We start from the raw sequence: 22,803 nt of genomic DNA on the forward strand, positions 1-22,803 counted from the left end.
TGGGTTGATAATTTTACGGTAAGTATGATCTATTCTCCCTACGAGGTAGATGGTTTTATTACTGATGCACTCGATAGTGACTATCACTTAGAAGGTGGCGCTTATGGTAGCGCATTACAATTAAAGCAAGACTTTAAATACCTAACATGGACAAGTAATTTAAACTTTAACATGAGCGACAGTAGTCGGGATGGCCCAGCGCATTTTTATAATTGGCTACAAGCAAAAGGCAAAGACTGGGGACAATACGCTAACCAAGGTGATGCCGACGAACGTTTTTCACGACAAGGTGGCTATGGCGCGTTAGATAACAGCCAGTTCACTACCAATTGGAAAAATACATTTAATGTGGAAGCTTTTAAGTTTTTAGGCTTTAGTCACTCAATTGTGGCTGGTGCAGAAATTAAATACCAGCAAATTGAGCGTGAGCGTTTTCAAGATGGCTATAACTACAGCTCCCCCGTCATATGGTCTAGTGCTACTACACCGCTCAACTGCAGTGGCTACTCGCTTGACTGCCAAACACTTGAAACGACTATTTCTGTTGATGAACTTGCAGCGCAGCTAGGTGGTGAAATTGATTTTAATAACCCACTACACGTAGCCGCGTACAGCAATAACATTACCACTACCGCGCAATTTTTTAATGGTCGAACCATTAGCCCCGCTGAATATATAGATGTAAATTTAAATCGTAATGCACTCTACGTTACCGACCATATTAACTACGGTAAATTTGATGTAAATATAGGCATGCGCTACAGCTACGATGACTTTTTGCAAAACCACGACGTAGCACCACGAATTTCGTTAGGATACGACGTATTTGGTAATCAAAAAACCATTATTAGCGCTGGCCTTAGTCGATATTACGACTCTGCAGTTATTAGCTATAAAATTAAAGAGCAACAGTTGTTTTCATACCTGCAATATAGACCTATTGAAAGTGGGTACTTACAAAACTGGTTAAATTCAAATTACACTGGTAGCTTTAAATATAGATTCAATAACGTAGAAACCCCTTACGATGATGAACTTACACTGGGTATTGCGCACGCATTTGAGACGATTGGTAATGTCTCTTTAAAATACGTAAAGCGTAAAAAACATCAGCAATTTTCTCGTACCACTTCCGATGAAACCAATATTGATGGCTACACTTATATAGATATTAGCAATCAAGGTTCAGGAAGTTCAGAGCGGATCTCACTCGCTTGGAGCGCTAAGTTTGGTTCACATTCTATATGGGCGAACACTTCTTACTCTGAGAATGAAATATCAAACGACAATTATAATGCATCTGTAGATAACACCCCACTCGACGAGCTGGTATATTATGTTAATGCACAAGATGAAGGTTCGCTTGTAACTTTAAGTCAGTTGTCTCAGATACGGACGAATTTTGGTGCGCCTATCACAGCAGCATTAGGTTGGAACGTAGATTGGGTTGATTCATTTAGTACTGGATTAAATATTTCGTATTCAGGGAGCTACAATACCGCAGTAAATACAGGAGGCAGTGAAAGCATTGATATAGAGGATGCCTGTGCTAGCTGTCCCGTTGTTTCCACTTTATTTGATATTTACCAAGAACAGACTGTACGCGCCCGAACAATGCTTAACTTAAGTTTAAAATATAACTATAAATTGACTGGTAACCAAAAATTAGAATTAAGCGCTGATATTTCAAACTTATTAAATAGTAGAACATATACTATTGCAGAAGGCGCATCTGGTATTGAACCTGGTCGAGTATTTTGGTTGGGGCTTAGCTACAAGTATGACTGAATTTATTCGTATTCTAAGTATTATTCTTTCTTTAAATGCCCAACCACAGCAGCTTGATACTAAATCACTACGAAAAGTATATAGTGAAGAGCAGGTAAAATGGCCCCCAATTCAAACCAGTGACGGACGTATAGTTGAGCCTCTTTCGCTATTGCCAATAGCCACTCCACCGGCAGAGCATGTTGCACTTGGCAATAAGCTTTTTCATGATACACAGCTTTCGCGCGATAAAACCGTAAGCTGCGCAAGTTGTCATGAACGAGATAAGGGTTTTCATGATGGTCGTGCCACTGCAATCGGTATAAATGATCAAGTGGGCACCCGCAATACCCCTGCAATTTTTGGTATAGATCAGTGGCAAAGTTTTTTTTGGGATGGTCGCGCTAAAACAGCTGAGCAACAAGCACTTATGCCCATTAGCAATCCAATTGAAATGGACTTAGATCCACAAAAAGCTTTAGTGCGGGTCAATAAAGATAAAAGCTATACGGCATTTAATAAAAGTGCTTTTAATTCAAATACGCTCTCTATGGCACAAATGGCAGAAGCCCTCGTAGCTTTTGAGAGAACACTCATTGCACCTAATACTCGTTTTAAATCATTTATTAATGAGGCTCAGAGTAATCCAAAAAAAGCGCTTAGACGCTTATCAGATAGTGAATTAAACGGATTACATTTATTTAGAACCAAAGCAAAATGTATGACTTGCCACAATGGCGCACTATTAAGTGACAACCAATTTCATGGCACTGGCCTTCATTACTACGGCCGTAGTTTTGAAGATAAAGGCCGGTTTAACATTACAAATAACCCAAGTGATATAGGGTTATTTAGAACCCCTTCATTACTAGGTTTAACACAAACATTTCCTTGGATGCACAATGGGCTTTTTGATGATCTACTGGGCATAGTAAACATGTACAACCATGGTGGAGCAAGACCTAAGCCTAGAAAAACCCAATTAAACGATCCTCATTTTCCTAAAACGACGAAACTGCTAAAGCCATTAAAATTAACTAAGCAAGAGCGTTTAGATCTCGTTGCATTTCTACGGATTTTATAAGTTTTGCAGCTGCTCTATCAACCATTTATGAATTGGACTGTTATTAGTACGAGGATGCCATGCGGCTATTACTTTAAATGTAGGAGGCAGAGCTTCTTTTTGAAAGGTATCGAAGAAGGATATACACTCTAAATACATATGAGTATTAGATGAATTAGCTTGCTATATTTTTCAATAATAAATAAAAATTACTAGCCGTTTAATAACTCAATAATTATTGAGTTATTAAACCATTACTTTATTACGGCCTGCATTTTTAGCTGCGTATAATTTTTCATCAGCTCGTCGAGATGCATCTTTTGGGGCTTCGCCCGCTTTAACTTCTACTACACCAATACTTACTGTTGATTTTATATGGAGTGAGGTATGAGTAACATTCTCAATATTTTCGCGTATACGCTGGGCAACTTCATGCGCAAAACTAAGTGCTGTATTAGGTAAAACAACTAAAAACTCTTCTCCGCCGACCCTACCTGCGCAATCTGTTTGACGAATGTTTTTTTCTATAAATTTAACAGTAGAGATAATAACTTCATCGCCAATATCATGTCCGTATGTATCGTTTACTTGTTTAAAGTGGTCTATATCAATAACAATTAATGAACACGCGCTTCCTAAAAACTCGCTTTTTTTAATCGCGTTGTATTTAAATGCAAATATTGCTCTACGATTAGCGATATCTGTTAATTCGTCTTTTAATGCAAGTGTTTTGAATCGCTGTTTATGCTGAGTTTGTTTATAAGTTATGTAAGCTAAAATCAATATTAACCCAATAGAAAATAGCAACGATGCGATTTGCCAAAATGCTTTTTCATTAGCTAAATTTAATAACTGCTCTTTTACCTCTGACGATTCTTTTAGTCTTGTTATTTCTCGTTTTTGCTGTTCCCAATCAAATGCTAAACGTTGAGAAAGTAATGTATTATCTGCAATTTCTTGCACTTTTTTATCTGCGATTTTTAATAACTCTCTTTGAGCTAAGGCTTCTTGCTGATAATTACTTTTTTGCACTGCTAATTCACGCTTAAATTCTAAAAAACGAGTTAAAGAGTCAACTGACCATACTTGAGAACTATTTTGTTCAAAATCTAAATAAAGAAGTTCCGCTTCATCTAGGCGGCCCTTTTTAATTAACCACTCAGCTGTTGTTATTGATTGAATAAATTTAATCCACTCACTATTTAGCGTTAAATCCCTAGCTTGATTTAAGTATTGTTTAGCCTCTTGCAGCTCATTTAATTGAATATTTATTTGTGCGATTTTAAAGAGTAGGTAAGCACTCCCTTCATCGTCTTCATACTTAATAACGGCTGGGAGTATACTGTTGTACAGCATTACCGCTTTTTGGTAATTACCTTGGGCTTCATAAGCTTGGGCTAGGATATCTGTGGCTATGTACCACTCTTGCTCATTGTAATTTGTCAGCTCATTAATCGCTCTTTGTAATTGTTCTTCAGCCAGCAAAAAATTGTGAAGATCGGCATGAATAAGCCCTATCTCTTTAAGTATGAGCGCTTTGTCGTAAGAAAAGCCGCCTTGTTCAAAGGAATTATAAGCTTGCTGAAATGCTAAAAAAGCTTGCTGATACGAGCCTTGCGAACGAAAAATCCTTCCTAAAATTAAGTTAGCTGTCGCATGTTGGTAATAAAGTTCTGGATTTTTAGAGGTGTCACTAATAACATTTTTGGTCATTGAAGTGGCCGCACTTACTTTTCCTTGTTGGTATAAATTAAATGCCTGGCATGTTTGTAAATCGAGTTTTAATTTAGGGGAGTCAGCTTTTTTGATTGCTTGATTAGCATCTGACAGTAAATCATTTAATGCTATATGATTCTTGTCATTTTGGGGGTCATAAAACCAACACTTTACAGTTTTAACTCGAGCAGTATCGAGCACAGAAGGATAAGGTAGGTTGCGCTCTAACTTATCCATAAGCCCACGACTTTGATTACTCGTTAAATGACCACTTAGTATTTTTTCAACATCTTCTTTTACTGCGTTAGCCAAAGTGCCGAAACAAAGTAGACAGCAAAAAACACCAAAAAATAACTTAAACATTTAGCTTTATAATTCCTTTACCGCACTTAAAACACAATTGAAGGACACTGCAATTAGCTGACGACAATCTTTAATAACCATCGTTAATTATGGTAACAGTATTTGCTTTAATACTTACATTAATACTTGCATTAAAGTTTACTGTTATAGGTTTTGCAGCTGCTCTATCAACCATTTATGGATTGGGCTGTTATTGGTACGCGGATGCCATGCAGCTATTACTTTAAAGGTAGGAGGCAGAGCTTCTATTTTTAGCTGTTTAACTTTGCTGTTTGGCAATAATCTTGATGGATAAAACGCTAGCATATCAGTAGTATGTAAAATATCGGGCACCGCTGAAAAACTCGGTACCGACATTACAATATTACGTTTTAGCCCTTGGCTTTCAAACCACCGATCGTGCGATCCGCGCAAATTAGCGCGCGATGGCGACACCACTAGCTGTGAATGCTTTGCAAATTGCGCCAAACTCAAAGGTTCAGTGTAAGTAGTATTACCTATACCGGTAATACACAAATGCTGTTCTTCAAACAAAGTGATATAAGAAAGATTGTCGGGTATAAATTCTGGAAAGCTAATCAATAAATCAAGCTCGCCTGCCNGGCGGGTAATATTAAATAATTGCGGCAATAAAGCCTGCGTGGCGTAGTCGGTTGCGCTTATGGTAAACACACCTTTATAAGTTTGCGGACTAAACAGCTCGGGCTCTAGTAACGATTCTAATTGCTTTAAAATATGATTAACAGGCGCCTTGAGTCCTTGCGCTTTAGGAGTAGCAACCATGTTATTACCTTGGCGAATAAACAAGCGATCGTCAAATAAGTCTCGTAGTTTTCGTAGTTGCTCACTAATAGCTTGTTGCGTTAACCCCATTTTTTTGGCTACTTGCGAAAGATTTTGCAGTTCTAATAAGCTACTGAGTACTCTTAACTGTTTTATATCGAGCCGAGTAATACCATTCATAATTGTATGCTGCACAAAAAAGTGTTGTTTCAAATTGTATCCTTAAATCTCTATGCTGCCAATGTTGCTTAACCACTATTTAAGCCTTTGTTTGCTTTATAAGAGAATTTAAAATGAAATCAGAATTAGTTAATACCGCCCCTTTATTCTCATCAATTGAGCTTGGCCCTTTTACACTTAAAAACCGTATTGTGATGCCACCTCTTACTCGCTCTCGTAGCACTCAGCCTGGCAATATTCCTAATGAATTAATGGCTGAGTATTATGCGCAGCGGGCATCGGCTGGTTTTATGGTTACCGAAGGCACACAAATAGAACCTCGTGGACAAGGTTACGCTTGGACCCCAGGTATTCACTCGCAAGCACAAATTGAAGGCTGGAAAAAAGTAACACACGCGGTACACGCTAAAGGAGGTGTTATTTTTGCTCAGCTTTGGCATGTAGGGCGCGTATCGCACACCACGCTACAACCAAATTCAGGTAAACCGGTTGGCCCTTCAGATATTATTGCTGACAACGTAAAAGTATTTATTGAAACCGCACCTGGTGAAGGCGCATTGGCTGACCCAAGTGCCCCCCGTGCACTAAGTACTACTGAGGTTGGCGAGCTGGTAAACATGTATGCGCAAGCTGCACGTAATGCTCTAGAAGCAGGCTTTGATGGCGTAGAGCTTCATTGTGCTAACGGGTATTTAGTTAATCAGTTTATTTCTGAACATACTAATAACCGTGACGATCAATACGGTGGAACGCTTAGTAATCGCCTGCGCTTTTTAAAAGAGATAGTTGAAGCGGTAAGTGACGTTGTAGGCTCTGATCGTTTAGGTGTTCGCTTTGCTCCTTTATTTGAAAGCACAGATGAAACACGAGTGTATCTAGGACTTGTAGAATCAAACCCTCATCATACTTATGTACAAGCCGTTAAAGTGCTTGAGCAAGCTGGCATTGCTTACTTATCAATAGCGGAAGCTGATTGGGAAAATGCTCCTGATTTACCACAAGAATTTTATAAAGCAGTACGAGCTGAATTTTCAGGTCGCATTATTTATGCTGGTAAATACACAGTAGAAAAAGCGGTACGTATTTTAGGTGAAGGTTACGGTGACTTATTTGCATTTGGTCGCCCATTTATAGCTAACCCTGATTTACCAGAGCGTATAGCGAATAATTGGACGTTTAACGAGGCCGATGCAGNCAGCCACTATGTATGGCGGTACTGAAGTCGGTTATAGCGATTATCCTTTTTATCAAAAGTAGTCAACCTAAACGATATATGGAATTGGTATAGAACCAATACGGTTTTATAACAGGTAGCTTAATTAAGCTACCTGTTTTGAGCTAAGAAAACAATGTTGATAACACAGCTAAAATTTTGTTATTAGTTGTTCTCGACAATTGCTCTTTCATTGCCCTACCCTCTGCATTTATGCAGCCATATATCAGTCATTTTTTAATAGAGTTAGCGTTAGATTGAATCTCTCAAATTGATTAAGTATTACTGCGGATTGGTATTAGCGTCAAGAATAGTAAAGATAAGTAAAAGGGTGTAAAGCCTCCCTACAGTTGCCCCTACATGCAGTTGGCATTCAGTTTCAAACGTCAACACTAGCCATGTTAACCACAAACGAGGCAATATTATGAAACTTACATTTATACTACCTGCACTATTAGTTATTGGCACTTTATCTAGTTCTGCATTTGCAGCGCCACATGATAGATATGCAAAGCAAGAATATAAAAAGGTTCAACTAAAACGAGGACTGAAAAAAATTAACCAAACTAAGGTAATCAAGTATGTTCCAGTTAAAGTTGTTAAAAGAAACGTTAATAACACAGCATTTGTTAAAGTTAATACCATAACGTATCACCCAAGCCTTAAATTTATTAAAAGATAGATGCGCACTTTAAAATATAAAGTCATGTTTGCGGCAATAAACAACGCGCCGCAAACTTAGCTTTTTACACCATTTAAACTCTATTATTGGTATTTTCCCATCTAAAATGCACGGAAATAACGTTTTCTAAGCACAACAAAAAAGTCCAAATACATAATTTAATAGCAATATTATTAAAATATCTCTCATAATAAATATACTTAAAAAGAACAGAATTACCCTTAAAAATCGTCAAAAACTAGAAATTATGTCAAGAACCGTCAGTAAAATGTAAAAAGCTGTAAGCATAGCTCCGTTTGCTGTTGTATGTCAGTTAACATTCAGTTTGAACCGCTAGTATTGAACCCAGTTATGTAAAAACATAAACGAGGCAATACTATGAAACTTACTTTTTTACTACCTGTACTGCTCGCCATTGGCGCAGTATCAGGCTCTGCGCTTGGAGCACAAAACGAGCGAGAGAATGATAAAAGCTTTAAACGTGACCATGACAAACGTGTTGAATATAAACGCGATGAGCGCCGCCATGAAAAAAAGCAGCGTATTGAGCATAAAAAAGAAAAACGAGAAGACCGTAAGCAAGAAAAACGTAAACTTGCTAAGTACAAGCAGGAAAAGCGTGAACAATACCGCTACAACCAGCGCAAATATAACTACTTAACAAACCATAATAATTCAGTCGCTTACAGACAAAATCGATTTATAAACCATTTGCCACGCAATAGCGCATCGATTAGATTTAATGATATTTCGTTTACGTTTAACGACGGCCTTTACTACCGTAAAGCTAAAAGAGGCTACCATGTAGTTACGCCACCTAGAGGCCTGCGTATAAATACGCTACCAAGAAATTACAGGCATTTTAAGCATCACAATACCACCTACTACACATATCAAAACGTGTATTACGTCGCAAATAATGACGGTTATACAGTGGTTGATGAGCCACCAACCCGTCTTAATCAGGCAATAAAAGTGGGTAATGTGAATGATTATAGCTTGGGCCAAACTTACGATTCATTGCCTCAGGCAGCACAGGCCGTAATAATTAACTCGCAGCAGTATTTTAAATACGGCGATATTTATTTTTTACCGCAAATAAGTGGTGACGACATAAAATACCTTGCTATCAAGCTAGGTTAAGTCCGCTATAAATTAAAAGACCTTGCTACCAATAGCAGGGTCTTTTTCATTTCCCCTGTAGGTAATAACTTAAAGCAATAAAATCAATTCCCTCTCTAAGCATTAACATGTCTTAGTATTTGTAAGCTTTTTTGCTAAACTAGCTCGCATATTAATAGTGAGAGTGTATTTATGTCGGGTGAGTTTCCACGTGCTGGTTTTTGGCGCCGTTTTGCGTCGTTAGTTTACGATACGTTAGCCATTATTGCGTTTGCGATGTTAACTGTAGTGCTGTATTTATTTGCAGTACAAGGGCTTATTTCTCTCGATGTAATTAGTTTAAATGGCGCAGAGGATGTATCTGCCTTTATTCAAAATTCAAATCTTCTTTCGGGTATTCGTACCGCTCTTTTAATTATTGTTACCTTAGTATTTTTTGGCTACTTTTGGACTAAAAGCGGGCAAACCATTGGCATGCGTGCATGGCGTTTAAAAGTACAAACTCTTGAGGGTAATTTAATTAGTTGGCCGCAATCAATTATCCGCAGCGTTAGCGCTTTACTCGGTTTAGGTAATTTGATGGTGTTAGTAGATTTTAAAAACAAAAAAGCACTGCAAGATTACATCTCTAAAACAGAAGTTATTGCGCTTACTAAAGAAGAAAACAGACGTATTTATAGTGAGCTTGATTAATACCAGCTTTCAAATCGTGAGTTAAGCGGTAGTTAAACAGTAGTTAAAAAGCAAAAAGGGTGACCCGTGGTCACCCTTTTTAATGCTTTGAATAGGTACTCTATACCCGTTTATTCATCAAATATGTCGCAAAGCCTATAAATATAATACTGGGCAATACCGCACCTATAATGGCTGGTATTTGGTAAACCATAACTACAGGGCCAAATATTTCATTAGTTAAGTGAAACACAATCCCCGTTACAACACCCATAATAATACGTGCGCCCATAGTAACTGTACGCAGCGGGCCAAATATAAACGAGAGCGCCACCAGCAGCATTACCGCAACAGATACTGGCTGCATCAACTTACGCCATAGAGCAAGCTCGTAGGTACTTGTGTCTTGTTCGTTTTGCTCTAAGTAACTTAAATACGACCAAAGCCCAGTAAATGAAAGTGACTCCGGTTTTACCGAAACAACCCCTAACTTTTCAGCTGTGAGTTGCGAAGGATAAAACTCTTCTGGTAATTGCTCTGTTGTGGTTTTTTCGCTAGTAATAATAACCTTATTTACGTCACGAAGTAGCCAGCCTTCTTTTCGGCTTAGTGCATCTCTTGCTTTAGTAATTTGGGTAAGCTCCAACGATTTATCAAAGTGGTACATGTGTACCCCGTTGAGCCTGCCGTTTTCATCAACATCTTCAATATTAATAAAATTATTGCCGTCTTTAGCCCATACACCTTTTTGTGTATTAAACACATCGCCGCCATGTATTGCTTGGTTTCGCATTTCTTTAGCGTGTAATTGCGCTTCAGGTGCACCCCATTCGCCAAGTGCCATCATGCATACAGCCATAAATATGGCCGTTTTCATCACTGAACCAATTATTTGTAAGCGCGACATACCAGCGGCTTGCATCACTACCAGCTCACTGTTTGAGGCAAGTGCCCCCAAACCCGTTAAGCCACCAATTAGCGCAGCCATCGGAAAAAACACCACTAAATCGCCAGGTATTGTGTAAAGCGTGTAAAGCATTGCGGTCATTAAATCGTAACTGCCGCGCCCTACCGACTTCAACTGGTCGATAAATTTAATTAAGGTGCTAATACCAACAAGTACCAACAATGCAAAGCCGGTAGTTTGTAGAATACTGCGGCCTAAATACCAATCAAGCGTTTTCATCATGAGCCTAACTCCCGCTTAGTTACTACGGCTTTAAGCCAAGCGCCCAGTGGTCGCCCTTTTATAATTAATAACCCACCTATAAACAAGGCACTTAGGTGAATCCACCACAAGCCGATTGAAGGCGGGATTTTGCCATCTTCAACTGCAAATTTAGCGGCATTTAGTAAAATAAAATAGCCCAAGTACAAGCTAATAGCAGGCACTAGTTTTGCAAATTTACCTTGTCGAGGATTAACCACACTTAGCGGTACTGCCAGTAAAGTAAGTAGTGGGATTGATAACGGAATAGCGAGTCGCCATTGCCATTGAGCAATAGATTCAGGAGTGTTTATAGCCAATAATTGGTTAGTTGGCACAGCCTCTAATTTACGGCGTTGATGCTCTATTTCTTGTTCTCGTATTTGTACGCTGTAACCATCAAATTCTGTTAAATTAAGTGCAGGCGTTGTGCCGTCTGTTTCGTAACGTTTTCCATCAGTAAGCACTAGCTGTTGCTCACCATTTACAGCTTCAACCACAACACCTTGCTGTGCATATACTAAGCGCGCTAGATTGCCTTTTTCGCTATCAGGTAACTGTGCAACAAATACCTTATTAAGCTCTTTGCCGCCTTTTTCAATATTATGAATAAACACCACGGCTTTTTCGTTACCGGTTTCTTGGAACCGCCCAGCTCTGAGTGCAGATAACCCCGCATCGGCTTTGGCTTGTTCTTTTAATTGATACTCTTGCTCGCTTGCCCACGGCGCTATATACATAGTCAATGCAGCGGCTAATATGGCAAGCCCAACGCTTGATATAAGCGTTACGCGCACAACATACCATTCACTTACGCCACAGGCTTTAAGTACGGTCATTTCGCTATCGGCGTAAATACGGCTGTAAGCCAAAATAATGCCTAAAAATATACTCAGCGGAAGTATTAGCGAGGCTAGTTGTGGAAGCTTTAGTGCAATCATCGATAGCACTAATTTAGCAGGAATGCTGCCCTCAGAGGCATCACCTAAAATACCAACTAACTTTTGTGACAAAAAGATTGTCATTAAAGTTAAAAATACGGCGACCTGCGATTTTAAAACCTCAGCGGTCAAATAACGGAAAATTAGCAATGCTCGCCCCTGTTAAACATGGAATTTCACTACGATAGTGAGAATTGAATAGTTAAATAGCTATTTTACCCAATTAATACCGGCAAATAGGCTATTATTATAAGCCATCAAATTTAATTATCCTACCTAAGTGCACGATATAATGTTGCATTAGTAGCCCTTAAGCATATAAAGTTCAATTACACAGTAAGAATCTAGGGCCTGTTTATCTTTCGAGGTTGAATTTGCAGCAGACTGTTTGGTATTAAGGCAAGGCAGAGCCTATATAGTGTGGTTATTCCCCATAAATAGGCGATAACGCAGCATAAATGCCAAACATGCGCTGCCCAAAGGGTTCTGCCTAGGGGCAATTTACTCTTTGTTGCTCGGTTTTTACTTAGCCCACTAGGTTACACACCTCGCGCCGCGATTAAATAGCCCCTAGGTTGAACAAATTTTAATCCTGAAAGGTCAACAGGCCCTACAAAAATCAGCTAAAATAAGAATTATCCTTACATAAGTTACGTAGATAAGACTAGAAAATACTTTTTTAGCCCCAACTTACTAACTTAAATGACTCAAAATCAGGAGTGACAATGGAATTTAACGTAAAAAGTGGTAGCCCAGAAAAACAGCGCAGCGCATGTATTGTGGTTGGCGTTTACGAGCCACGTAGGTTATCCCCCATTGGTGAACAACTCGATAAAATTAGTGATGGCTATATCTCTAATTTACTTCGCCGTGGCGACTTAGAAGGTAAGCCAGGCCAAGTTTTATTATTGCATCATGTACCTAATGTATTAAGCGAGCGTATATTGCTTGTTGGTTGTGGTAAAGAGCGCGAGCTTGATGATAAGCAATATAAACAAATTATTTCTAAAACTATTAATACCTTAAACGAAACAGGCTCTATGGAAGCAGTCTGCTTTTTAACAGAACAACACGTTAAAGGTCGCGACACTTACTGGAAAGTTCGTCAAGCAGTAGAAACAACGCAAGATTGCTTATATACGTTTAACCAATTAAAAAGTAAAAAAGTAGACCCTCGTCGTCCACTTCGTAAAATGGTGTTTAACGTACCAACACGACGCGAACTAACGATTGGCGAAAGTGCCATTGAGCATGGTTTAGCCATTGCTGCAGGTAGTAAGCTGTGTAAAGACGTGGCTAATATGCCACCAAATATTTGTAACCCAGTGTACTTAGGCGAGCAAGCACAAGAGTTAGCGACTAATTTTGACAACATCACTGTTGATATTATTGGCGAAAAGCAAATGGCAGAACTAGGTATGAATTCTTACCTAGCTGTTGGCCGAGGTAGTGATAACGAATCAATTATGTCGATTATTAACTACAAAGGCGCCGCTGACGACCAAGCCCCTATTGTACTTGTTGGTAAAGGCTTAACGTTTGACTCAGGCGGTATTTCATTAAAACCAGGCGAAGGCATGGACGAAATGAAATACGACATGGGTGGCGCTGCCGGTGTTATTGGCGCAATGCGTGCACTTGCACAAATGCAATTGCCAATTAACGTTATTGGTGTTTTAGCTGGTTGTGAAAACATGCCTGGCTCAAACGCGTATCGCCCGGGTGATATTTTAACAACAATGTCGGGGCAAACAGTTGAAGTGTTAAACACCGACGCTGAAGGTCGTTTAGTGTTGTGCGACGCACTAACGTACGTTGAACGCTTTAATCCGGATACGGTTATTGACGTAGCAACACTTACTGGCGCTTGTATTGTAGCCCTTGGCGCGCATGCGACTGGTTTACTATCAAACCATAACCCACTTGCGCACGATTTATTAAAAGCGTCTGAGCAAAGTGGCGACCGCGCATGGCAATTACCGTTATGGGATGACTATCAAGATCAGCTAGAAAGCCCATTTGCTGACTTTACAAACTTAGGTGGACGCTCTGCGGGTACTATTACTGCGGCATGTTTCTTGTCTAAATTTACTAAAAAGTATCATTGGGCGCATTTAGATGTTGCCGGTACAGCGTGGCGCAGTGGCGCTAAAAAAGGCGCAACGGGTCGTCCTGTTCCAATGCTTACTCAGTATTTATTAAATAGAGCTGGCGTAAGTGAAGCTGCTCAAGATTAAACACACTGTTTAGCTACTTATAAGGCGCCGTTTGGCGCCTTATTTATTTGTGTATTAATTGAAGCAAACCCCGTTATATGGCAAAATCTGCCTCTTAATTTATGTATATCAATTTGGTATGCATTCAATGTCATGGGAAACCCCGATACAATGAACATGAACGCTAAATTTTTCGTTCTAAAGCAACAAGATGAGTCTAAAGCGAAGGCTGACGATCATTTTGCTTTGGCTGCTCAAATTGCGGCCGATCAGTATCGAAATGGGCAGCGTGTGTTTATTTGTGTTAACGATAACGAAGCAGCCTGTGCCATTGATGAAATAATTTGGGCATTCGATCCAGATAGTTTTGTGCCACATAATTTACAAGGTGAAGGCCCTAAAGGCGGCGCACCTGTAGAAATTGGTATTACGCCACCTGTTGGCAATCGTAAAGTTTTAATTAACTTGGCTACTCAGTTACCGGATTACATTCGTCGGTTTAACCAAGTTTTTGATTTTGTACCCGTAGAAGCAGCGGCTAAACAAGCAGCCCGCGAGCGTTTTAAAAAGCTACGCCAACTCGGTGCCAATCTCACCACGCAAGATATTAATAGCTAGCCAATCAGGCAAACTAACCAACTAATTTAAGTACTTATTTAAGGTTCTGTGTAATGGATAAAACCTACAATCCGCAAGATATTGAACAGTCTCTATATCAAGACTGGGAACAAAAAGGCTACTTTAAGCCATCTGGCAAAGGCGTACCATATTCAATTATGATCCCGCCGCCAAATGTCACTGGTAGCTTACACATGGGCCACGCCTTCCAAGATACAATAATGGATACCCTAACGCGTTTTAAACGTATGCAAGGTAACAACACATTATGGCAAGTAGGTACTGACCACGCAGGTATTGCAACGCAAATGTTAGTTGAGCGTAAACTGCATGCCGAAGAAGGCAAAACACGCCACGATTTAGGCCGCGAAGATTTTATTAATAAAATCTGGGAATGGAAAAAAGAATCGGGCGGCACTATTACCAAACAACTTCGTCGCCTTGGCGCATCGGTTGATTGGGATCGTGAACGCTTTACCATGGACGATGGCCTATCTGAAGCCGTTAAAGAAGTGTTTGTACGCCTTCACAAAGAAAAGCTAATTTACCGTGGTAAACGCCTAGTAAACTGGGATCCTAAATTACACACTGCTATTTCTGATCTTGAAGTTGAAAACAAAGACAAAAAAGGCCACATGTGGAACTTACGTTACCCACTAGCTGATGGCGTTACAACGCAAGACGGAAAAGACTACATTGTAGTAGCAACTACGCGTCCAGAAACCATGCTTGGCGACTCGGGTGTTGCAGTAAACCCTGATGACGAACGCTACATAGATTTAATCGGTAAAGAGATTTTATTACCTATCGTTAATCGTCGTATTAAAATTGTTGCTGACGAACATGCCGATAAAGATAAAGGCACGGGCTGTGTAAAAATAACCCCAGCGCACGACTTTAACGATAACGAAGTGGGCAAGCGTCATCAAATGCCGATGATCAACATTTTCGATAAAGACGCCGCTATTTTAACCCAAGGTGAAACATACACCTTTGACGGTAAAGAGCTTGAGTTTGATGCGCCAATTCCTGAGCGCTTGCGCGGGCTTGATCGTTTTGCAGCGCGTAAAGCAATTGTGGCAGAATTTGAAGAACTAGGCCTACTTGAAAAAATTGAAGACCATGGTTTAACGGTTCCTTACGGCGATCGCTCTGGCGTGGTAATTGAGCCACTACTTACCGACCAATGGTATGTACGTGTTGCACCACTTGCTGAACCTGCAAAAGACGCTGTTAAAAATGGCGATATTCAATTTGTACCTAAGCAATACGAAAACATGTACTTCTCGTGGATGAACGACGTACAAGATTGGTGTATTTCACGCCAGCTTTGGTGGGGTCACCGTATCCCAGCTTGGTACGACAATGAAGGTAACGTATTTGTTGGTCGCGACGAAGCTGAAGTACGCCGTGAAAACAACATTGCAGATAGTGTAACGCTAAGCCAAGACGAAGACGTACTTGATACGTGGTTCTCATCAGCGCTTTGGACTTTCTCTACACAAGGTTGGCCAGAAAATACCGATGATTTAAAAACCTTCCACCCGTCTGACGTGTTGGTAACTGGTTTTGATATTATTTTCTTCTGGGTTGCGCGCATGATTATGATGACGCTGCACTTTGTAAAAGACGAAAATGGCAAACCACAAGTCCCGTTTAAAACTGTGTATGTAACTGGCTTAATACGTGACGACAATGGCGATAAAATGTCTAAGTCAAAAGGTAACGTACTTGACCCACTAGACATGATTGACGGCATTGAACTTGAAGACCTAGTACAAAAACGTACTGGTAACATGATGCAGCCAAAACTTGCCGCTAAAATCGAAAAAGATACGCGTAAAGTATTTGCAGGCGGTATTGAAGCACACGGCACCGACGCCCTTCGCTTTACCCTTGCTGCAATGGCATCTACCGGTCGTGATATTAACTGGGATATGAACCGCCTTGAAGGTTACCGTAACTTCTGTAACAAATTATGGAACGCGAGCCGTTACGTATTAATGAATACAGAAGAGCAAGACTGTGGTTTTGCAAACGGTGCTCAAACGGAGCTTTCATTAGCTGACCGCTGGATTTTAGGTCAATATGAAGCAACCGTTAAAACCTACACAGAGCATTTAGATAACTACCGTTTTGACTTAGCTGCTAACACACTTTACGAATTCACTTGGAACCAGTTTTGTGATTGGTACTTAGAGCTAACTAAGCCGGTATTATTTAAAGGTAATGAAGCGCAGCAACGTGGTACACGTAATACACTTATTACCGTACTTGAAAGCTTACTGCGTTTAATGCACCCAATGATGCCATACATCACTGAAACTATTTGGCAGCGTGTTGCACCACTTGCAGGCCTTGAAACAGCAAACACCAGCATTATGGTTCAGCCGTTCCCTGTATATAATGAAGCAAGCGTTGATGCTAAAGCAATGGACGACTTAGAGTGGGTTAAACAATTCATTTTAGCTATTCGTAATATTCGTGGTGAAATGGATATTAGTCCAAGTAAACCACTTAGCGTATTACTTGCTAATGCATCGAGCGACGACGTGCGACGCATTGAAGAAAACAAATCATTTTTAGCATCACTTGCAAAAATTGAAGAGTTTACAATGCTTGAAAACAAAGACGATGCACCAGCATGTGCCACGTCTTATGTTGGCAACCTTGAGATCATGATCCCAATGGCGGGCTTAATTGATGTGGAAGCCGAGCTTTCGCGTATTAATAAGCAACTCGAAAAAGCAGAAAAAGGCCTAGCACAAGTGCAAAACAAACTTGCTAACGAAAAGTTTGTAAACAACGCACCTGAAGCGGTACTTGCTAAAGAAAATGCAAAACTGGCTGAGTTTAGCGATGCTAAAACTAAGCTACTTGAGCAAAAAACTAAAATAGAAAGCTTATAATTTTAGTTATTATGCCTATTAACACTATTTAATAGGCATTAAAAAAGCCGCTCACTTTAATTAAAGTGAGCGGCTTTTTTGTGCCCTGTGATTAACCACAAGACACTTCTACATTAAAACTTGTAGTTGTACTGAGCGCCAATAAGTACTGCATTACCTTCTGACTCAAACTCAAATCCATCTTCTTCAAAGTTCTGAGTTTTACCACGGATAATACTTACACCAAGATCAACGTTAGAGCTTTGATCAATTGTGTAGTTACCACCGAATGAGAACCAAAAACGATCTGTATCTGGGATAGAGATCGACAGGTGATCTTGTGATACTGGAGACTGATCAAATGCTACACCAGCACGAAGTAATAAATCTTCGTTATATTGGTAATCTGAACCAACAGCGAAACGGTATGAATCAGAGAAGCTTTCATCTTTATTAAATGCGCTGAACTTACCGACAGTTGGCGATATAACTTGTGCTTCTAATGACTCAAAGCTACTCCAACCTGTCCATAAAATACTGTAATGAAGACCAAGTTTTTCATCTAACTGATGAGAACCTGAAAATTCAGCTATTGCAGGAAGTGTTATTTCAACAGAACCAGGTAATTCAGTTCCATTTAATCCACGATAAGCTGTTGGTATTTGATTCGAGTAATCACCTTCGAATGTAATATCTGTTTCTGTACGATAATTAAAACCAAAACGGCTGTTATCATCTAGCTGATACATTAAACCAACATTTAAAGCGTAACCTGTATCATCACCTTCCAAGTTCACAACTTCAGTGCTTGAAGCAAATGGTAAACCAGAGCCAGCATGACGCACAATAGTTGCATCAGCGTAAATTACGTTTAAGCCAATACCATAGCTAAACTTTTCAGTAACTTTATAAGCAACGCTTGCATTTAAGTTAACGGTGAAGATTTCTGTTTTACCAGCAATCTGTCCTGCTGAGTAGTCATCGTCAAAGTCTGTTGATAAACCAAAGTTAGAAAATGCACCAAAACCAAGCGATACTTTATCGTTGTAAGGCATAGTAAAGTAAGCTGCTGGTACCACTGCACTTGGTGCAATGCTATCGTCATCTAATGAAGATTGATCAATACCAGTTGGCGCGCCTTCACCTTCTAAGCTTACATCTGGGATTACGCCAATAGCAGCAACACTTAGTTGCTTTTCTTTAAATAAAGTCATTAGTGCAGGGTTACGTGCAACTACAGACGCGTCGTCTGCGATAGAAGCTTCACCAGCGTATGCACGGCCTAAACCCGATGCATTTTGCTCTGATAATTGAAACGCAGCTGCAAAGCTATCAGCTGAAACAAATGCAAGCGAAGCTGCAATAAGGGTTTTAGAAAATTTCATTGTTGAGTCCTTAACCAAACTGACTGTCTGGGTACTATGTGTGTTGTTATTAGGATTTAAAACCCGATTACACTACCTTAATTTTTTGTAAAAAACTCTATGAATACGTCAAAAGACAGTAAAAAACATGTTTTTTAACGACATTTTAACAACTATTTAAAACTCATCGGATGAGAAGTGTGGTATTAGAGTAAACACTCTAAATGTAATTAATTATCATTTAGATTGACTTGAAATTAGTAGCAACTTACACTCATTATAAAATCGCAATGGAAGTAAAACTGTGATCATTTTATTTATTATTACAGGGCTAATATTTTGTGGGGCGAGTGTGTTTTGCTTTTACAAAGCAAACTACTGTGCATGTACTCAAGCAGGACAATGCGATAACCCCGTAAACCATTATTGGCTAGGGGCAATGTTAAATGCGTTGATTTCTTTAGCGCTGTGTTGTTTTGCATTGCACGTAGAGCTAGGCACTTTGTTATGGTTAACACTGATGGGAAATTGCTTTTTGGGTGCGTTTATTTCTGCAAAACAAACTAAAAAAAGGCAATGCAGTAAAACTAGTTCAACAAATGCTCTTTTAGCAGGCGAGACAAATTAATCTGATAATCTAAGGGCTTAACACTTGATAGTATTTTAAGCTCTTGGGTGTGCTCACTTAAATCGATGTCTTTCGGTGTAACATGATGATTGTGCTTAGCATTATAAAATAGCTTAATTTTAGGTTTAATAGGATTTAATACGTTCCCTTCAAGCACTAAGGCTAAACGTTCATTCGTTAATTTTACAATAGTTCCTACCGGATGAACCCCTAAACACTTTATAAAACGCTGTACTAACTCACCATCAAACAATTGCTTATTGGCTAATAAGTACCGCAATGCGTTGATTGGTTCATCACCATCTTGATGCATTCTATCGGCAGTCATTGCATCGTACACATCTACAATTGCCATTATACGCGCTGGACGACTTAACTTCTCTGCCTGAAGGCCTCGCGGATAACCAGAGCCATCTAAGCGCTCATGATGATTCACTATCATATCAAGCATAAGGGGTGTTATACCCTTCTCGCCTTTAACTAAACCCAAACCTTGCGCTACATGCTTTTTAATCGCTAAGAGCTCATTATTAGTAACCTTAGTTGGCTTTGAAAATATACCCTGCGGTAATTTAGCTTGGCCTAAATCATGAAGTAACGCGCCCATGGCAAGCTCTTGCACAACAGCCATTTTGTACCCTAAGTATTTAGCAAATACAGCGGTAAAAATGGCGCAGTTGATCATATGCCGCCAATTATAGCTGTGTTTATCTTTTATACGAGTAAGAATAGTCATGGCGTTGGCGTTACGAAAAACTGAGCTGACTATTTCGCTGGCTATTTCATCAAGCACTTTTATATTAACACTCAGGCCAGATGTTAAGTCACCGTATAACGACTGTAGCTTTCGGCCATGCTGATCGTAATTGACACTCGCTTTAGCAAATTCTTGTTCAATTGAGATTGCTATAGGTGTTTTTTCGGCTTTTTGCTGGCTATTAGATGTTTTAGGTTTGCTTTGAGGCTTATATTTGGCAGGAACTGGGGCATCACCTTTAGCAAAATCTATAAGCAGCTCAAGCACCCCTTCAGAGACTAAACGCTTAATAATAGATCTATCGCGCACTAAGCCACTGGTCTTAATTTTTATGCTATTGATCCCTTCATGTTGCTTAGTAACGCTATCAACATACATACCAGGAGTAAGCTCAGATACGGGCAAAGTAATTAGCATAAAGGCGGGATTTTTCTATTAAGGAATATGTACCTTAAATAGCATTAATTAAGCCTAAAAGTCTAGTTTTTGAGTTGTAAGTAGTTATATATAACTAAAAGCATTATTTACAGCCCTATTTGAGCTGTACTGTAATTCTGATTATTTTACTTTTTAATAATTAAACGCTTTCATCTCAACTACACTAAATTGCTTATCACTAAAAAGCAGGTGATTTAGCTATAAAACTTATCTAATCATTATAAAAAAGCGAACTTTATTAACCTTTTTTGAACATAATATTGTTTTGCCTCGGTCTCAATATACACAGCACTTAATAACAACTGCTTTAAATTCTTAAGAGTACTAATATATGACAAAACTAAACCACCCCGTATCAAACCTAAGTGTGGCTGCAATAAACACAGCCTCGCCTTTGGGTCATATATNATTAAAAGTAGCCGCTCCACTGCTCGATAGCTTATTAGGTATAAATAAACTGCGTGATATATACCTCTCTAATAATTTATCGGGTTTAGATAAGCAGGAGTTTAGTGAAAAGCTTTTAAATGTATTGGGTATTAATGTACTTGGCGCACAAAGTGTTATTAACAAAATACCTAAGCAAGGCCCTTGCATAGTAGTATGTAACCATCCTTATGGCATGATTGAGGGCGTAATAATTGCCAAATTACTCACCCATTATCGTAGCGATACTAAAGTAATGGCTAACGTGGGTTTAAAAATATTTACAGAAATTAAAGATTATTTTATTTTTGCCAATCCGCTAAAACCAAAAGCAGCCATTAATACCAGTGCAATTAAACAGTGTTTTAAACATGTAAATAACGATGGTTTACTTGTGGTTTTTCCTGCTGGCAGGGTTTCGTTTTTTCAATCAAAAAAACAACGTGTAACCGACGGTCAATGGAATCGCTTAGCGGCTCAACTAGCCTTAAAAACACAAGCCCCTTTATTACCTGTGTTTATTAGTGGTCAAAATAGCCCTATGTTTTACAATTTGGGACGTATTTACTACCGATTTAGATTATTAATGCTAATACGTGAATTACTTAAAATTCAAAAAAGGTCCATTAATTTAGGTGCTGGTAATTTACTTACACCCAAGTTATTAAATAAATTTGAGAAAACTGACGACATTAACGATATTGCGCGCCTGCTTTGCTATTTAAACGATGAACGCTTTGTAACACCTTGGCAAGACGATGCCCAATCAATGCAACTAAAAGCGATTATGCAGGATATCGATAAAACAAAAATGACGAGTGAACTTGCTAGCTTACCAAGCGAGCAGCACTTATTAGACTTTAAAAGTTACTCCGTTTATTACGGTTATCAAGATCAAATACCTAATTGTGTTGCTGAAATAACACGCCTTAGAGAAATAACCTTTCGTACATTAAACGAAGGAAGCGGCGAGCCATGTGATACCGATAAGTTTGACGCAAGCTACATGCATTTATTTATTTTTGATCATAAAAATGAAGAGATCATTGGAGCTTATCGAATTGGACAAACTGATTTATTACAAAAAAATAGCGACGTGAGCGCCCTTTATTTATCGCAAATGTTTAATTTTGAACCCTCTTTTATTAATCAACAACAGCCGTGCTTGGAAATGGGTCGCTCGTTTATAGTTCAAAAACATCAAGGCAGTTACCATGGCTTATTACTGCTATTTAAAGGGATCGGTGCGTTTATGGCGCAAAACCCACGTTATAGGACTTTATATGGCACGGTTTCATTAAGTAAGCTTTACGACCCTCGTTCTGTCGCAATTATTGACCATGCTATGGTTAATAATAAACAAGGTGTTAGCGCCAATACGCCTTTTAATAATAAAATTCATCCAGAGTTTGAAGACTTCATTAGTGATCACACGTTAAACATAGATCATGTATCAACATTGGTTATGGGAATAGAAGAAGATAAAAAAGACATACCGATTTTATTAAAGCAATATCATAAGCTAGGCGCTCAATTTCATTGTATGGGAATTGACAGTAACTTTAATCACACCCCAGGATTACTTTTAAGTGTGCACCTACCAAGTGCGCCTGAAAAGCTACTTAAGCTCTACCTCGGTGATAAAAAAGATGATTATATAAATCACTCATAATTTTCATCTGCTGTATTAATACAGCAGATGAAAATAGAGCAACAAAAAAGTCGACGCAATTAATTGCGTCGACTTTTTTAGTTATGT

16 protein-coding genes and 2 pseudogenes are annotated in these 22,803 nt (G+C 39.1%); 11 read left to right on the forward strand and 7 right to left on the reverse strand.

What is annotated here, in order from left to right:
* Together L654_RS0109810 and L654_RS0109815 are read left to right on the forward strand one after the other, a co-directional pair.
* Positions 1–1,788, forward strand: a 1,788-nt coding sequence (locus L654_RS0109810; RefSeq protein ID WP_024607928.1) for a TonB-dependent receptor, incomplete at its 5' end; no start/stop codon positions are given.
* A complete protein-coding gene (locus tag L654_RS0109815; RefSeq protein WP_024607929.1) occupies positions 1,781–2,851 on the forward strand; it encodes a cytochrome c peroxidase in 1,071 nt (356 codons plus the stop codon). The genes L654_RS0109810 and L654_RS0109815, both read left to right, overlap by 8 nt.
* Here L654_RS0109815 and L654_RS1000000128680 read toward each other — a convergent pair.
* From L654_RS1000000128680 to L654_RS0109830, 3 genes and pseudogenes are all read right to left on the reverse strand, one after another.
* Positions 2,846–2,947, reverse strand: a pseudogene (locus tag L654_RS1000000128680) (LysR family transcriptional regulator); the annotation flags it as partial. The gene L654_RS0109815 and the pseudogene L654_RS1000000128680 overlap by 6 nt on opposite strands.
* 129 nt (positions 2,948–3,076) lie before the next feature.
* Positions 3,077–4,909 carry a tetratricopeptide repeat-containing diguanylate cyclase gene (locus L654_RS0109820; protein WP_024607930.1) on the reverse strand — a complete coding sequence of 611 codons (1,833 nt, stop codon included), beginning with the start codon at positions 4,907–4,909 and terminating at the stop codon, positions 3,077–3,079.
* 144 nt (positions 4,910–5,053) lie between these two features.
* Entirely contained in the window at positions 5,054–5,905 is an 852-nt protein-coding gene (locus L654_RS0109830) for a LysR family transcriptional regulator (protein ID WP_024607931.1), read from the reverse strand.
* An 80-nt stretch (positions 5,906–5,985) separates the two neighbouring features.
* Here L654_RS0109830 and L654_RS01000000125880 point away from each other — a divergent pair.
* The 4 genes and pseudogenes from L654_RS01000000125880 (at position 5,986) to L654_RS0109850 (ending at position 9,582) form a co-directional block, all read left to right on the forward strand.
* Positions 5,986–7,129 (forward strand): annotated as a pseudogene (locus L654_RS01000000125880) (alkene reductase).
* Between the two features lie 380 nt (positions 7,130–7,509).
* Positions 7,510–7,767 (forward strand): hypothetical protein, encoded by a 258-nt coding sequence (locus L654_RS0109840; RefSeq protein ID WP_024607932.1) that lies wholly within the window; start codon positions 7,510–7,512, stop codon positions 7,765–7,767.
* A 378-nt stretch (positions 7,768–8,145) separates the two neighbouring features.
* Positions 8,146–8,910 carry a DUF6515 family protein gene (locus tag L654_RS0109845; RefSeq protein WP_024607933.1) on the forward strand — a complete coding sequence of 255 codons (765 nt, stop codon included), beginning with the start codon at positions 8,146–8,148 and terminating at the stop codon, positions 8,908–8,910.
* A 171-nt stretch (positions 8,911–9,081) separates the two neighbouring features.
* The gene (locus L654_RS0109850) at positions 9,082–9,582 is read left to right on the forward strand and encodes an RDD family protein (RefSeq protein ID WP_024592252.1); all 501 of its coding nucleotides are present in this window, start codon (positions 9,082–9,084) and stop codon (positions 9,580–9,582) included.
* A 100-nt stretch (positions 9,583–9,682) separates the two neighbouring features.
* Here the strand turns inward: L654_RS0109850 and lptG are convergent, their stop codons facing one another.
* Both lptG and lptF read right to left on the reverse strand, forming a co-directional pair.
* Positions 9,683–10,750, reverse strand: coding sequence for an LPS export ABC transporter permease LptG (gene lptG, locus L654_RS0109855; RefSeq protein WP_007587278.1), 1,068 nt, complete (start codon positions 10,748–10,750; stop codon positions 9,683–9,685).
* Positions 10,747–11,859 carry an LPS export ABC transporter permease LptF gene (lptF, locus tag L654_RS0109860; protein ID WP_007587281.1) on the reverse strand — a complete coding sequence of 371 codons (1,113 nt, stop codon included), beginning with the start codon at positions 11,857–11,859 and terminating at the stop codon, positions 10,747–10,749. The genes lptG and lptF overlap by 4 nt, the downstream gene beginning before the upstream one ends.
* 575 nt (positions 11,860–12,434) lie before the next feature.
* Here lptF and pepA point away from each other — a divergent pair.
* The 3 genes from pepA to L654_RS0109875 all read left to right on the forward strand — a co-directional run bounded on the left by pepA (position 12,435) and on the right by L654_RS0109875 (position 17,452).
* The gene (gene pepA / locus L654_RS0109865) at positions 12,435–13,946 is read left to right on the forward strand and encodes a leucyl aminopeptidase (protein ID WP_007587283.1); all 1,512 of its coding nucleotides are present in this window, start codon (positions 12,435–12,437) and stop codon (positions 13,944–13,946) included.
* 150 nt (positions 13,947–14,096) lie between these two features.
* Complete coding sequence (locus tag L654_RS0109870) at positions 14,097–14,543, forward strand: DNA polymerase III subunit chi (RefSeq protein WP_007587285.1); 447 nt, start codon at positions 14,097–14,099, stop codon at positions 14,541–14,543.
* Positions 14,544–14,596: 53 nt separating this feature from the next.
* The gene (locus L654_RS0109875) at positions 14,597–17,452 is read left to right on the forward strand and encodes a valine--tRNA ligase (protein ID WP_024607934.1); all 2,856 of its coding nucleotides are present in this window, start codon (positions 14,597–14,599) and stop codon (positions 17,450–17,452) included.
* Between the two features lie 113 nt (positions 17,453–17,565).
* On the opposite strand, the gene L654_RS0109880 is transcribed toward L654_RS0109875, so the two are convergent.
* The gene (locus tag L654_RS0109880) at positions 17,566–18,816 is read right to left on the reverse strand and encodes an outer membrane protein transport protein (protein ID WP_024607935.1); all 1,251 of its coding nucleotides are present in this window, start codon (positions 18,814–18,816) and stop codon (positions 17,566–17,568) included.
* Between the two features lie 283 nt (positions 18,817–19,099).
* On the opposite strand from L654_RS0109880, the gene L654_RS1000000128250 reads away from it, so the two are divergent.
* The gene (locus tag L654_RS1000000128250) at positions 19,100–19,423 is read left to right on the forward strand and encodes a hypothetical protein (RefSeq protein ID WP_024592106.1); all 324 of its coding nucleotides are present in this window, start codon (positions 19,100–19,102) and stop codon (positions 19,421–19,423) included.
* On the opposite strand, the gene L654_RS0109890 is transcribed toward L654_RS1000000128250, so the two are convergent.
* Positions 19,383–20,597: an HD domain-containing phosphohydrolase gene (locus tag L654_RS0109890; RefSeq protein WP_007587289.1), complete on the reverse strand. Its 1,215-nt coding sequence runs from the start codon at positions 20,595–20,597 to the stop codon at positions 19,383–19,385. The two genes, L654_RS1000000128250 and L654_RS0109890, sit on opposite strands and share 41 nt — an antisense overlap.
* 352 nt (positions 20,598–20,949) lie before the next feature.
* Here L654_RS0109890 and L654_RS0109895 point away from each other — a divergent pair, with 352 nt between their 5' ends.
* A complete protein-coding gene (locus L654_RS0109895) occupies positions 20,950–22,716 on the forward strand; it encodes a GNAT family N-acyltransferase (protein WP_024607936.1) in 1,767 nt (588 codons plus the stop codon).
* The last annotated feature ends 87 nt before the right edge of the window (positions 22,717–22,803 follow it).

The organism is Pseudoalteromonas sp. TAB23, from assembly GCF_000498075.1.
Taxonomy (GTDB): Bacteria; Pseudomonadota; Gammaproteobacteria; order Enterobacterales; family Alteromonadaceae; genus Pseudoalteromonas; species Pseudoalteromonas arctica.